This window comes from Spinactinospora alkalitolerans, assembly GCF_013408795.1.
In the GTDB taxonomy this organism is placed as follows: domain Bacteria; phylum Actinomycetota; class Actinomycetes; order Streptosporangiales; family Streptosporangiaceae; genus Spinactinospora; species Spinactinospora alkalitolerans.
In genome coordinates this window covers 4949217-4962838 of sequence record NZ_JACCCC010000001.1, presented here as the reverse complement: position 1 = coordinate 4962838, position 13622 = coordinate 4949217, and the positions used below count along the sequence as shown (strand labels likewise).

General features: G+C 72.7%; 14 protein-coding genes. 9 read left to right on the top strand and 5 right to left on the bottom strand.

The window, feature by feature from the left end; genetic code table 11:
* Positions 1-121 precede the first annotated feature (121 nt).
* The 5 genes from HDA32_RS22035 to HDA32_RS22015 all read left to right on the top strand — a co-directional run bounded on the left by HDA32_RS22035 (position 122) and on the right by HDA32_RS22015 (position 5236).
* Positions 122-913, top strand: coding sequence for a DeoR/GlpR family DNA-binding transcription regulator (locus HDA32_RS22035; RefSeq protein ID WP_179645018.1), 792 nt, complete (start codon positions 122-124; stop codon positions 911-913).
* Positions 914-931: 18 nt separating this feature from the next.
* Positions 932-2323, top strand: coding sequence for a GntP family permease (locus HDA32_RS22030; protein WP_179645017.1), 1392 nt, complete (start codon positions 932-934; stop codon positions 2321-2323).
* 9 nt (positions 2324-2332) lie between these two features.
* Positions 2333-3703, top strand: coding sequence for a four-carbon acid sugar kinase family protein (locus HDA32_RS22025; RefSeq protein WP_179645016.1), 1371 nt, complete (start codon positions 2333-2335; stop codon positions 3701-3703).
* Between the two features lie 59 nt (positions 3704-3762).
* Positions 3763-4785 (top strand): 4-hydroxythreonine-4-phosphate dehydrogenase PdxA, encoded by a 1023-nt coding sequence (pdxA, locus tag HDA32_RS22020; protein WP_179645015.1) that lies wholly within the window; start codon positions 3763-3765, stop codon positions 4783-4785.
* A gap of 256 nt (positions 4786-5041) precedes the next feature.
* Positions 5042-5236, top strand: a complete 195-nt coding sequence (locus tag HDA32_RS22015) for a hypothetical protein (protein ID WP_179645014.1) — start codon at positions 5042-5044, stop codon at positions 5234-5236.
* A 137-nt stretch (positions 5237-5373) separates the two neighbouring features.
* On the opposite strand, the gene HDA32_RS31530 is transcribed toward HDA32_RS22015, so the two are convergent.
* Positions 5374-5502, bottom strand: coding sequence for a hypothetical protein (locus HDA32_RS31530; protein ID WP_281370404.1), 129 nt, complete (start codon positions 5500-5502; stop codon positions 5374-5376).
* A gap of 554 nt (positions 5503-6056) precedes the next feature.
* Between HDA32_RS31530 and HDA32_RS22010 the strand changes: the two genes are divergently transcribed.
* The 3 genes from HDA32_RS22010 (at position 6057) to HDA32_RS22000 (ending at position 10142) form a co-directional block, all read left to right on the top strand.
* A complete protein-coding gene (locus HDA32_RS22010; protein WP_179645013.1) occupies positions 6057-7640 on the top strand; it encodes a TROVE domain-containing protein in 1584 nt (527 codons plus the stop codon).
* Positions 7641-7890: 250 nt separating this feature from the next.
* Positions 7891-9012 carry an adenosine deaminase gene (locus HDA32_RS22005; RefSeq protein ID WP_179645012.1) on the top strand — a complete coding sequence of 374 codons (1122 nt, stop codon included), beginning with the start codon at positions 7891-7893 and terminating at the stop codon, positions 9010-9012.
* Positions 9013-9110: 98 nt separating this feature from the next.
* Positions 9111-10142, top strand: coding sequence for a hypothetical protein (locus HDA32_RS22000; RefSeq protein WP_179645011.1), 1032 nt, complete (start codon positions 9111-9113; stop codon positions 10140-10142).
* Positions 10143-10185: 43 nt separating this feature from the next.
* On the opposite strand, the gene HDA32_RS21995 is transcribed toward HDA32_RS22000, so the two are convergent.
* From HDA32_RS21995 to HDA32_RS21980, 4 genes are all read right to left on the bottom strand, one after another.
* Positions 10186-10287, bottom strand: a complete 102-nt coding sequence (locus HDA32_RS21995; RefSeq protein WP_179645010.1) for a multicopper oxidase domain-containing protein — start codon at positions 10285-10287, stop codon at positions 10186-10188.
* Positions 10288-10456: 169 nt separating this feature from the next.
* A complete protein-coding gene (locus tag HDA32_RS21990; protein ID WP_179645009.1) occupies positions 10457-10783 on the bottom strand; it encodes a DUF4873 domain-containing protein in 327 nt (108 codons plus the stop codon).
* 34 nt (positions 10784-10817) lie between these two features.
* A complete protein-coding gene (locus tag HDA32_RS21985; protein WP_179645008.1) occupies positions 10818-11744 on the bottom strand; it encodes an AurF N-oxygenase family protein in 927 nt (308 codons plus the stop codon).
* Between the two features lie 36 nt (positions 11745-11780).
* Entirely contained in the window at positions 11781-12626 is an 846-nt protein-coding gene (locus HDA32_RS21980; RefSeq protein WP_312863280.1) for an SDR family NAD(P)-dependent oxidoreductase, read from the bottom strand.
* Positions 12627-12793: 167 nt separating this feature from the next.
* Here HDA32_RS21980 and HDA32_RS21975 point away from each other — a divergent pair, with 167 nt between their 5' ends.
* Complete coding sequence (locus tag HDA32_RS21975; protein WP_179645006.1) at positions 12794-13555, top strand: MerR family transcriptional regulator; 762 nt, start codon at positions 12794-12796, stop codon at positions 13553-13555.
* The last annotated feature ends 67 nt before the right edge of the window (positions 13556-13622 follow it).

Sequence of the window (13622 nt, the reverse complement as noted above, 5' to 3'; positions counted from 1 at the left end):
CCGGGAATCCGCGGGCTACCGCATGCGTGTTTCAATCAAATTTCGGTTCCCCACTTGCTTAATCTGCTCAAACTGGTCATGATGTTGCGAATAGATTGCGCGAGATGAGCAGAGGAGCGTTGTGGCACGTCACCAGCGGCTGCTGGACGCCGTCATCGACGGGGTACAGCGGGTCGAGGAGCTCGCCGACGTCCTCGGCGTGAGCCCGTCCACCGTGCGCCGCGGCCTCAGCGAACTCGAACAGGCCGGCAAGGTCGTGCGCACCCACGGCGGCGCGGTCCCGGTGAGCGTCACCGGCGAGCTGTCCTGGACCCAGAAGAGCGAACGCAACGCCGCGGCCAAGCGCCGCATCGCCGAATGCGCCAACACCCTGGTCAACGACGACCACGTGGTGCTGCTCGACGCCGGGAGCACCACGACCTTCGTCGCCGAGCGGCTCGCCGCCCGCTCCGGCCTGACCGTGGTGACCAACGGCATCGGCCCCCTCTGGGCGCTGCACGACGCCGAGGACGTCGAGGTGATCCTCACCGGCGGCCGCGTCCGGCAGCGGCGCGGCTCGATCGTCGGAGACTACGCCCGCGCCGTACTCGACCGGATCACCGCCGACATCGCCTTCATCGGCGCCGACGGCCTGGTGCCCGGGCGCGGCGTCAACTGCTCCAGCTCCGAGCTCGCAGCGATCAAGGAACTCCACCTGCGCAGCGCCCGCCACGCGGTCGTCGTGGCCGACTCCAGCAAGATCGGTGCGGCCCCGTTCCCGCATTGGGCGATCGTTCCCGGTCACTACACGGTGATCACCGACGACGGACTTTCCGAGAAGGCCCGCCGATCCCTCGCCGAGGACCCGCGATGCACCCCCGTCATCGTGTCGCTCGGCTCCGGCCCTCCGGCCGCGGCGCCGGAGGAATCGTAGGAAAGAAGAATCACGACTATGGAATTGCAGCTGCTCGCGGCGCTGGTCCTCGGCGTCGCCGCGGTCGTCGCGCTCATCCTGTGGTCGAGGCTCGACGCGTTCGTCGGGCTGCTGGCCGGCGCGCTGGTGACCGGCGTGGTCGCCGGCGTCCCCGCCACCGAGCTGATCGAGCACATCACCACCGGTTTCGGCAACACCCTCGCCGGCATCGGGATCGTCATCGCGCTCGGCGTGATGATCGGCAAGGTCCTGGAGGAGAGCGGCGGCGCCGACGCCCTGGCCAAGATGTTCGTCCGGCTCGCGGGCAAGGGGCGCGAGGACGTCGCCATGACCGCCACCGGCGCCGTCGTCTCGATCCCGGTGTTCTGCGACTCCGGCTTCGTCATCCTGCACCCGCTGGCCCGCTCCCTGGCCCGCAGGTACGGCAAGCCGCTCGTGGTGGTCTGCCTCGCGCTCGCCGGCGGCCTGTCCGTCACCCACCACATGGTGCCGCCCACGCCCGGGCCGCTGGCGGCGGCCGGCCTGCTCAACGCCGACCTCGGCGCGGTGATCGTGGCCGGCACGCTGTTCGCGGTCCTGCTGATCCCGGTCGTCGTCGCCTACGCGCGCATCGTCGGCCCGAAGCTTGAGTCCCAGCTCGACCCCGACCTCGTCGCGGCGCTCGCCGCCGAGGACGGGCGCGGCGGATCCGGCTCCACGGGAGTCCTCACCGGTGACGGCCGCGACATCGCCGAGGAGCCCGCCGACCCGCCCGTCAGCGCCCTGCGGGCCTGCGTCCCGCTGCTGCTGCCGCTGCTGCTGATCGTCGGCAACACCGTCACCGGCGCCATGTCCGTGCCCCCGGTGGTCGGCGACACCTTCGCCGTCATCGGCAACCCCGCCGTCGCGCTGCTGATCGGCCTGGTCATCGCCGTCTACCTGCTGCCGCCGCGCGGTACCGACCGCAAGACCGTGGTCGGCTGGCTCACCGCGGCCGCCGCATCGGCGGGCATGATCGTCTTCATCACCGGCGCCGGCGGCGCGTTCGGCGAGGTCCTGCGCCAGTCGGGCGTGGGCGACGCGCTGGCCGACGCCGTGTCGGGCTGGCCGGTGCCGATGTTCCTCATCCCGTTCGTGATCGCCAGCTTCGTGCGCGTGGCGCAGGGGTCGGGCACCGTCGCGATCATCACCGCGGCCACGCTGAGCGCGCCCCTCGTCGAGTCCGCCGGCGTCGACCCGACGCTCGCCGTGCTCTCGGCCTGCGCCGGCTCGATCGTCTTCTCCTACTTCAACGACTCCTACTTCTGGGTCGTCACGCGCTTCACCGGCCTGTCCGGCGTGTCGGCGCTGAAGATGTGGAGCGGCATGACCACCGTGCTGTGGCTGGCCACGCTGCCCCTCCTCGGCATCGCAGCGCTCATTCTGAGGTAGGGGACGACCATGGCCCAGATTCTCGTCATCGCCGACGACCTCACCGGCGCCAACGCCACCGGCGCCCGGTTCGCCCGCGCCGGGCAGCGGGTGGCCACCGTCGCGCCCGAGCACGTCACCCGGGCGGCGGAGGACTACGACGTCGTCATCGCCAACCTGGACAGCCGCCACCTGCCCGCCGAACAGGCCGCCGACCTCGTCACCGACGTGGTCGAGGCGGTCTGGCCGGTGAGCCTCGTGGTCAAGCGGACCGACACCACCCTGCGCGGCAACATCGGCGCGGAGCTGGAGGCGGCCCTGCTGGCGGTCCGGGAGCGGACCCCGGCCGCGACGCGGGTGCGGGCGCTGTTCGCCCCGGCCTTCCCGGCATCGGGGCGGGTCACCGTCGACGGCATCCAGTTGCTCGACGGCGTGCCGCTGGAGCGCACCGAGCTCGCGTTCGACCCGCTCACCCCCATGCGCACCAGCGTGATCGCCGACATCGTGGCCGAGCAGACCCGCCTGCCGGTGCGGCACGTGCCGATCCGGCAGGTCACCCAGACCCTGCTCACCGCCGACCTCATGGCCGGGGACGAGCCGATCGTGCTGTGCGACGCGCTCACCGAGCAGCACCTGGCCGACATCGCCGAGGCGGCCGCCGAGGCGCACCGCATCGACGGCACGGTGTGGGTGGCCGTGGACCCGGGGCCGACCGGGGCGCTGCTCGCCGAGGCGCTGCGGCTGCGCGGCCGGGGCGGTTCGGTCGGCCCGCTGCTGGCCGTCGTCGGCAGCGCCACCGAGCTCACCCGCCGCCAGCTCGACGCCGTCGCCCGCACCGGCCCGGCCCGGTTCGTCGACATCGACGCCGCCCGGTTCACCGCCGACGACGCCGGCCACCGCGCCGACCTGGCCCGCGAGCTCGTCGACCACCTCACCACCGCGGTCTTCCCCGAAGTGGTGATCCTGCGCACCGCGACCTCGGCCGGCGACGTCGTCGAGCTGCCCGCCGCGGCCCGCCGGTCCCTGCCCCGCCTGCTGGCCGGGCTGGTCTCGGAGGTCGTACACGAGGTGGCCCGCGACGCCGGATCCACCGGGGTGCCCAGCGGCCTCTACACCAGCGGCGGCGAGGTCACCTCGGCCGTCCTGGACGAGCTCGACGTGCACGCCTTCGAGGTCGGCGGCGAGGTCGTGCCGCTCGCGGTGTACGGAACCCTGAGCGGCGGCCCGCTGGACGGCACCCCCGTCGTCACCAAGGGCGGCCTGGTCGGTGACGACGGAACGATCCTGGAGTGCTTCGGCAAGCTGCGCCGCGCCGTCCAGACCCGGCTGCGCAACGTGCGCGCCGAGGTGTCCGAACACGTCCTCGTCCCCGGCGGCCCGGCCGACCACGTCCGGCACTGACATCCCGATCCCGCGGCGCCGGAAGCGCCGCGGCACCGCTACAACTGGAGGAACCAGTCATGACGCAACGCCCGACCCTCGCCGTCACCGTTGGCGACCCGGTCGGCATCGGTCCTGAAATCACCGTGCGGACCCTGGCCGAAGTGGGCGCGCAGGCCTCCGCGCGCGGTGTGGTCGTCGCCGACCCCGCCGTGCTCCGCCGCGCGGTCGAGGTGTGCGGCCTCGACGTGCGGATCCGGGCGGTGGGCTCATGGGAGCTGCCCGCCAGGGAGGAGGGCGTGATCGACTGCTTCGACATCGGCGTCCTCGGCGAGACCGAACTGGAGTGGGGCAGGGTCGACGAGCGGGCCGGCGCCGCAGCCGTGCGCGCCATCGAGGTGGCGACCGGGGCCGCGATGGCCGGCGACGTCTCCGGCATCGTCACCGGCCCCATCAACAAGGAGGCCATCTGGGCGGCCGGCAGCAAGCACCTCGGACACACCGAGATGCTGGGCGAGCTGACCGGTGTGACCCGGCAGAACACCATGTTCGTGGTGCGCGGCAAGAAGATCTTCTTCGCCACCCGGCACCTGTCGCTGCGCACGGCCCTCGACCAGGTCAGCGAGGAGCAGCAGATCGCCCAGATCGAGGAGGCGCTGACCGCGCTGCGGGTCTTCGGCCACGACGAACCGCGCCTGGCCGTCGCCGCGATCAACCCGCACGGCGGGGAGAACGGCGCGTTCGGCGACGAGGAGATCGTGCACCTGACCCCGGCCGTGGAGCGGATGCGCGCCACCGGCGCCGACGTCACGGGCCCGGTCCCGGCGGACTCGGTCTTCCACCAGCTGCTGCAGGGCCGCTACGACGGCGTGCTCTCGCAGTACCACGACCAGGGCCACATCGCAGCCAAGACCTACGACTTCGACGGCACGATCTCGGTGACGGTGGGGCTGCCGATCCTGCGGACCTCCGTCGACCACGGCACGGCCTTCGACATCGCGGGCCAGGGCGTGGCCGACCCGGGCACCATGCGCTCGGCGTTCCTGCACGGCGCGGAGTTCTCCCACTTCGCCGACCGCATCCGGGCCGAGTACGGGAGCTGATCGATATCTGACGACCGGGTGTGCACAGGGGGCCGGCTGTCGCGGTGCGCGCAAGCCGCCGGCGGTGCAGCGGGTCCGCGCCGTGGAAGTCCGCCTCGCCCCGCGATCTCGGCGGCAGAGCCCGATGAGCGCCCCGATCGTGGCCCGCCGGTGCCCGGCCGCTCCGCGAGGCGGCCGGGCACCGCGTGCGCCGGACCCATCCGCCCGGCCGCCGGCTCCGAATTCCCCATGGACGAGCCGGTGAGAGGCGGAAGAGATGAAGAGCTGGACCCTGATCGTGCTGGGCGCGCTGCTCGTGCTGATCGGCGGAGTATGGGGACTCCAAGGATGGGGCCACCTGCAGGGCAGCCCCATGACCGGGGTGCGGCTGTGGGGAGTCCTCGGGCCGGTCGTCCTGCTGGCGGGCATAGGCCTGCTGGTATGGGGGATCAGGGGGCGCCGGACGCGCTGAGCCGCGACGCGGCGCGCGGGCCCGGCGTCCCCGTCGACCTCCTGCGCCGGCGCGAAAACCGGTGGAGGAGCGATAGGGCTCCGTTCTAGTGTGGAGCCGTGCACTTCCGGTGCGCAGACGACGGTTACTTCTGGCACTCACGTGGTTCGAATCCATGACGCGGCCGGTGCGAACCGGTCGCGGATGTCCGTCGTCGCCTCGACCTCGGAAGCGGCACCGCGGAAATCGGAAAAGGGCGCCCGGTGCGCAGGCAGCGGATACTTCACCTGAAAAATGAGATGTTGCGGGTTCGAGTCCCGTCGCCCCTTCGGGGGCGTAGCTCAATTCGGTAGAGCGCTACGTCTCCGCCGCCGATCTCGACCTCGGGCGTCCTTTTTCATGCCCTTTTCCGGGCCCTTTCTCCGAGCGGGACCGGTACGCCGGAAAAACCGGTGGCGCCGCCCCGCGGCCCCCTTCTACGGTGGGGGCCGTGCACCTCCCGGTGCGCGGGCGACGGTTACTTCCCCAGACCCCGAGGTCTTTGGAAACGGCTTCGAGGCCGCACGGCCGTCGCCGATCCGAACTCGGGAGCGGCATCGCGAAAACCGAAGAAGGGCGCCCGGTGCGCAGGTGACGGATACTTGGGGACCCAGAGGTCGCGGGTTCGAGTCCCGCCACCGGATTTCGCATCCGGTGTGGCTCAGGTGCGGACAGCACGGGTCGTGTAGAGCGCTGGGCGTTATTTCCGTCGCCGACCCCCGTCCTCGGGCGCCCCTTCTTCTCGTGCTCGCGGTCCCTCCCGGTGTCCGCCCCGTTCCCGGCACCATGAAGGAGGTGCGCGATGGCCAAGTTCAACCGGGCCGGCACGACCCCGGTCGGCGCCGGACCCGTCACCGCCGAGCGCGTCGCCACCGGACGCACCCACGAGGGCGCGCCCGGCCATCTGCGCGACCCCCGCTCCGAGCTCTTCGTCCTGGCGGTCGCCCAGATGGTCGGCGAGCAGACCTTCTACGAGGCGGCCGACGAGCGCGACGAGCGGTTCCGCGCCCTGGTCGCCCGGCTCGCCGTCGACGACCCCGACTGGCTGTCCGGCCTGCTGGGCTGGCTGCGGCGGGAGGCGGGGCTGCGCTCGGCGTCCCTGGTGGGAGCGTTGGAGGCGGCCAGGGCGCGACTGGCGGCCGGAGCGCACGGCCGCAGCCGCCGGCTCGTCGACTCGGTGCTGCTGCGGCCCGACGAGCCCGGCGAGGCGCTGGCCTACTGGACCGGGCGCTACGGCAGGTCCGTGCCCAAGCCGGTCAAGCGCGGCATCGCCGACGCGGTGACCCGGCTCTACACCGAGCGGGCGCTGCTGAAGTACGACACCGACGCCCGCGCCTTCCGGTTCGGCGACGTCATCGACCTCACCCACCCGGTGGCCGGTACCAGTGGGCAGGGCGAGCTGTTCCGGCACGCCCTGGACCGCCGGCACGGCCGGGACAACCCGGTCCCGGCCGGACTGGCGACGCTGCGGGCGCGCGCCGACCTCATGGCGCTGCCCGTTGCGGAGCGCCGCGCCGTGCTGGACCGCCCCGACGCCGCCGACGTACTGCGTCGGGCCGCGATGACGTGGGAGGCGCTGGCCGGCTGGCTGCAGGGGCCGATGGACGCGGCCGCGTGGCAGACGGTGCTGCCGTCCATGGGCTACACGGCCCGGCTGCGCAACCTGCGCAACTTCGACGAGGCCGGTGTCGGCGACGAGGTCGCCGAGGCGGTGGCCGCGCGGCTGGCCGACCCGGCCGAGGTCGCGCGGTCGCGGCAGATGCCCATGCGGTTCCTCGCCGCCCACCGCGCCGCCCCGTCGCTGCGCTGGGGCGCGGCGCTGGAGAGGGCGCTGCAGGCGTCGCTGGCCAACGTGCCCGCGCTGCCGGGGCGCACGCTGGTCCTGGTGGACCGGTCCGGGTCGATGTTCGGCCGGATGTCGGCGCGGTCCCAACTGACCTCGGCCGACGCGGCCGCGGTGTTCGGCGCGGCGCTGGCGCTGCGCGCGCGGGAGGCCGACCTCGTGGAGTTCGGCACCGGCCACCGGCCGGTCGCCGTGCGCGGAGGCGAGGCCGTGCTGCGCGTGGTCGAGCGGTTCGGCAGCCTGGGCGGCACCAACACCGCCCAGGCGGTCCGCGACAACTACCGCGGGCACGACCGGGTCGTCATCGTCACCGACGAGCAGGCGTGGGCGGGTCGGCGGGGCGCCGACCCCACCGCGGCCGTCCCGCCGCAGGTCCCGGTGTACACCTGGAACCTGGTGGGTTACCGGCGCGGCCACGGCCCTTCGGGCGAGGGCAACCGGCACGCGTTCGCCGGCCTGACCGACGCCGCGTTCGGCATGATCCCGCTGATCGAGGCCGGCCGCGCCGCCCACTGGCCGTGGGAGACCGCCGAGGCTTGCTGAGGTCCGCGGAAGTCGAGTGGGCCCGCCCGCCGATCTTGGCCTTGTGGGGCCTGAGAACGCTGCGACAACCCAACAGGGTCAAGATCGACGAGAGAACTCGCCCTGTCCCGCCGCGCCTCTCTCGATGGGGGATGCGGCGCGGCGGGGGTTCGCCTCGGCTAGACTCCGGGCAATTTACCCACACGGCCGGGTGACGCACCGGCCGAACGAATCGGCGCCGACCGTGCGATCCGGCGGCGGGAGGAGGACGATGAACCGACTCAGTCACGACACCATCCGGCGGGTGCCCAAGGTCGTCCTGCACGACCACCTCGACGGCGGGGTCCGAGCCGCGACGCTCGCCGAGCTCGCCGGGGAGGCCGGCTACGACGGCCTGCCCACCCTGGACCCCGGCCGGCTCGGCGACTGGTTCGCCGCAGGGGCCGGTTCGCCGGAGAGCTATCTGGGGCGCTTCGCCCCGATCGCCGACCTGCTGCAGAACGCTGCGGCGCTGACCCGGGTGGCCACCGAGTGCGCCCAGGACCTGGCCGCCGACGGCGTCGTCTACGCCGAGGTCAAGGTCGCCCCCGAACTGCACACCCGCGCCGGGCTCACCCGCGAGCAGGTGGTCGATGCGGTGCTGGAGGGACTGCGCGTCGGCACCGCCCGCGCCCGCCTGTTCGGCCGCGTCATCGACGTCAGGCTGCTGCTCACGGCCATGCGCCAGGCCGCCGATTCGCTGGAGATCGCCGACCTCGCCGTGCGCTTCCGGCACCGCGGCGTGGTCGGCTTCGACATCGCCGGCCCCGAGGCCGGCTACCCGCCCACCCGGCACATCTCCGCCTGCGAGTACGTCAAGCGCGAGAACTTCAACCTCACCCTGCACGCCGGCGAGGGGTTCGGGCTGTCCTCCATCTGGGAGGCCATCCAGTGGTGCGGCGCCGACCGGCTCGGCCAGGGCGTGCGGATCATCGACGACATCGCCGTGGAGGACGGCGGCGGCGCCAAGCTCGGCCAGCTCGCGGCCTACGTGCGCGACAAGCGGATCCCGCTGGAGCTGTGCCCGAGCTCCAACCTGCACACGGGCGCGGTCCGCAGCCTCGCCGAGCACCCGATCGACGTCCTGCGCCGACTGCGGTTCCGCGTCACGGTCAACACCGACAACCGCCTGATCAGCCGGACCTCGATGACGGGGGAGTTCGCCGCGCTGGCCGAGGAGTTCGGTTACACCCTCGACGACCTGCGCTGGTTCACCGTCAACGCCATGAAGTCGGCGTTCATCGGCCACGACGAGCGCCTGGACCTGATCAACAGGGTCGTCAAGCCGGGCTACGCCGCCGAACGCGCCGACCACACCGGCGCCGCCTTCTTCCGACAGGAGGACATCTGGTAACCGCAGGTCGGAGCGCACCTGTGGACAACCGCGACGCGCTTTGACGGCCTTCGCCTACGGTCGGAGATCCCCAACCGACCCGACCGCCGGGAGGCGCCGTGCACTACGCCGTTCAGATCGAGGTGGAGATCCCCGGTGACGCCGGGGAGCTGGACGAGCTGCGCTCCCGCGGCGGGGCGCAGATCCTCCTGGAGCAGCTCGACGCCGTCGTCCGGATCCAGGGGCCCGACGGCGCCGTGGTCCGGCTGCACGCGGTCCGCTGCCTCGCGCACGGCCGCGGCGCCGTCGTCAGCGCGGTCGCCGAGGCGCCCTCGCCAGAGGACGCCGAGACCGGGCTGCGGCTCACGGTGGCGCGGCTCCTGCTGGAGCACGAGGCGCTCGACGACTGGCAGGTCACCGGCTGCCGGGTCCAGGGGCCCGACGGCGACCTCCCCCGGCGCGCCGCCGACCCCGGAACCGTCCCGCCGGCCGCGCCGCGCGCGGGCTCCGCCGGTTCCGAGATCGACCGGGCGCGGGTGCGGCGGTGCCTGCTCGTCCACGCGCCGCGGCTGCGCGCGTTCGGTCCGGAGATGTTCGGCCTGCACGACGGGGCCGCGCCCGCGCCCCGCTGCGCCGACCTGCTGGCCGGATCGCTGCTCATGGGCGTCTACGCGTTCTTCGACGGCCTCTACCGCGACCTCGACGCGCTGCACCGGATCGGCGGCGGGACGGCCGCGGACCTGGCGGAGCCGCAGATCCTGGGCGTCCTGCCCGAGCCGGTCGCGCACCGCTGCGACATCGGGTTCGTGCGCCGCTTCCTGCTGGTGGCCGGCACCGGCGCGCACCGGCTGGTCGAGTCCTGCTGGCGGCCCCCCGCCTGCCTCGGCGAGGCGCTGGCGGTCCGGACCATGTTCCGGGCGGCCCATGACCACCTGAGCGGCCACGCGCTGCTGGCCGATGCCGCCGGCTACTTCGAGGCGCTGGCGGAGAACGCCTTCGCCCCGGCACACCTGGAGTCGCTGCGGCTGCTCGACGAGCGGGCCGATCCGCTCGGCGGCCCGCACGACCCGTACGCGATGTCCACCTGGTTCACCCCGGCCGACGACCTGGAACCGGTCCACCCCTACGCCTACGGCCCCGCCTCGGTTTAGCGATGCCTCCGGCGGCGACGCCCTCCCGTCCGACCGGCCCTGCTCACACCGCGTCGAAGTCGGCCGCCATCGCCATGTCCTCGTGTTCGAGGTTGTGGCAGTGCGGCATGTGGCGCCCGGTGAACCTGTCGAAGTGCGCCGGCACCCCCCACGACCTCATAGGGCCGCACGCCCACCGGCGGTCCCTCACCGATGCTCGATGATCGCGCTCGTACAGGGGGTCGGCTGTCGCAGTGCGCGCAGCGCCGACGGCACAGCGGGTCCGGGCCGTGAAACTCCCGCCTCGCCACGCGAACGCAGCGGTCGAGGTTCGATCAGTCCTCCAGATCCTCGGCGAGCACCTCGGGGACCGGGAACGGCGGCCGGCCGGCGCCCGAGACCGGGTGGCCGCCCCAGACGTCGGGTTCGGCCAGGACGCCCTCGGCCGCGCCGTCGGGCGTGCGGATCAGCACCGATCTCCGGCCCGTCTCGAAGCAGGCGGTGACCTCCGGATTCGCCGCGATCCGGCCCACCCAGCGGTAGCCGCCGGTGAGCGGGTCGAAGTGGCCGGCGAGGTGCACCCGCACCGCGGCCTCGCGGCCGTCGATCACCGCGGTCGCCGGTCCCCGGTACTCCTCCTCCTCGTCTCCCATGCCGCTCACGTCCGCGCCCCCGCCCCCGGTGCCATCGCGCTCCTCACGCCGTCGACGGCGCGCCGCGGCGGCCGAGCAGGCCGGCCCTGCGCCAGAAGTACCTGCCGGGCCCGGAGATGGCGCCGGCCTCGCTCAGCGTCTTGACGACCTTGCGCGCCGCCCAGGTCGTGGTGTCCTGCCAGTGGGGGTTGCGGCGCGCGGCCCTGCGGGCCTCACGCGGGTCCAGTCCCACCTGGGCGTAGCAGCGGGGGTTGATCAGCCGGGTCGTGGAGTAGTACACGACGAGGCCCAGCACGAACCGGGTGTAGACGCGCGACAGCAGGCTCTTGCGCCGCCACTCCCGCACGAACTCCTCGCGGGCGTAGCGCATGTGCCGCGCCTCCTCGACCACGTGGATCCGGGAGACCGCCCGGGTGAGCGGCTCCAGCGCGTCGTCGGCCATGATCTCGCGCTGGAACTGGTCCAGGATCTCCTCGACGAACAGCGCCCCGCTGAAGGTCAGCGGCCCGTTGGAGATCGTCTTGAAGACCTTGCCGAGGAGGTGCGTGACCGGGTCGAGCCGGTAGTGGGGAGCCCCGAGCTTGTCGATCATCCTGGCGAACATCACCGAGTGCCGGCACTCGTCGGCGATCTCGGTGTAGGCGTACTGGACGTGGTTGCTCGTGGGGTCGCGGTCGTAGGCGTGCCTGACCAGCATCTGCATCAGGATCGTCTCGAACCAGATGCCGATGCTGGCCACGCTGGCGATCTCGTGCCGGCTCAGCTCCTTGCGCTGCTCCTCGGTGAGCCGGTCCCACAGTTCGGTCCCGTAGATCGAGACGCGCTCGGGACGGATGGCGTAGCGGTCCTCGTCGATCGGGGCGTCCCAGTCGATCTCCACGAGGGGGTCGAAGGACGCCTTCGCCGAGGAGCGCAGCAGGCGTTTGGCGATGTTCTCGCGGTCGGTCGGGGGCTGCGCCTGAACGGTCATCGGTTTCTCCTGGGAGTGGGCGGTCGATGGGCCGGATCAGATGGTCGCGGGGGAGTCCGTGCCGGCGCCGTGGCGCCGGTGCAGGCCGCGGGCGAGGTCGGCGCCGGCGAAGTGGCCGGTGGCCACCAGCCGCCCGATCCGACCGGAGACGATGCGGTCGACCAGGGCGGGCGCGTGCCGGGCCAGGCGCAGCGCGCCGGTGCCCAAGGGGGTCGAGGCGAGGTCGCGATGGGCCGTGCGGGCCGCGGCGGCCCGCACGGCGGTCATGGCGGTGTCGCGCACGAGCTCGGCGGGGACGAGCCCGTCCAGTGACACGCCGACGGCGCGCGAGCGGTCGTGGATCGGGGTGTCGACGTATCCGGGGTGGATCGTGGTGACGCCGATGTGCGTGCCGTACTCGGCGCGCAGTGTGTCGGCGTAGGCGGTCAGAGCGCGCTTGGACACCGTGTAGGCGCCGGTGAACGGCATGCTGACGCCGGCGAGCAGGGAGGCGGTGAGGACGACCCGGCCGCGCTCGCGCAGCAGCGCGGGCATCGCGGCGGCGGTGACCCGCCACGCCCCGAGCAGGTTGACCTCCAGGGCCTCGTGCACCTCGGCGCCGGGGGCGGTCCCGATGTCCACGGCCGGGCCGACGCCGGCGAAGTGGATGAGGCGGTCGAGGCGGCCTCCGAGCCGCTCGACGGCCTCGGGGAGCACTTCGCACACCTGGGCGTCGTCGGTGACGTCGCACGCGAGCACGCCGTCGTCGGGCTTGCGGTCGATGCCGACGGCTTCGGCACCGAGATGCCGCAGCACGCGCAGGGTGGCGCCGCCGAACGCGCCGGATGCACCGGTGACGATCGCGGTGCGCCCGGAAAGGTCACGCAGAGTGCTTGCCGTCACGGTGATCTCCTTCACAGGTTTCGCTGGGAACGTTACAATGCTCATTGTCACAATTCAATAGGAGATTTTTTGACCTGGATGAGGACGTTCTCTTCATCCCCGCCGAGAGGCAGGAATCGGCCATGGACGAGCACCACCGCGGCCCGGCGTGTCCATAAGGTGGACACATGGCCGAGTACCGCATCGACGAGTTGGCCCGCCTCGCGGAGACCACCGTGCGTAACGTCCGCGTCTACCAGGACCGCGGGCTCCTGCCGCCCCCGCGCAGAGAGGGGCGCGTGGGCATCTACACCGAGGCGCACCTGGCGCGCCTCAGACTCATCGGCCAGCTGCTCAAGCGCGGCTACACCTTCGCCAACATCAGCGAGCTCGTCACGGTCTGGGAGCGCGGGGGCGACCTCGCCGACATCCTCGGCTTCGAGTCGGCGGTGGGCGGCCCGTGGTCGGACGAGATCCCGGACTACATCACGCTGAGCGAGCTGCACGGGCTCTTCGGCGCGCAGGTCACGCCGGCCAACCTCGCCCGCTCCATCAAGCTCGGCCTGCTGGAGCGCGACGGGACCCGGTTCCGGGTTCCCAGCCCCCGGCTGCTGCACGCCGGTGCGGAGCTGGTGTCGGTGGGGATGTCGCTGCGCACGGTCCTGGACATCGCCGAGCAGTTGCACGGCCGGGTGGACGCCGCGGCCGGCGACCTGGTCACTACGGTGGCCGACCACATAATCGCCAGCCACGCCCCCGACGGGATCGTCAGGAGCGGCGAACTCGCCGAGGTCGCCGACCTGATCCGCCGCCTGCGCCCGCTCGCCCAGACCGCCGTCGACGCGATGCTCGCCCAGGCCATGGCGCACCATCTCCAGGAGGTCATGGGCGAGCACTTCGCCGAGGTCCTCGACCACCTCAAGGAGGAGCAGGAGCGCCGAACCGCCTAGATCATCGGTGGGGGAAGGCGGGGACTGTTTTCAGGCCCTGTTCGGCCTTTGCGGACCTGGTGGGGCT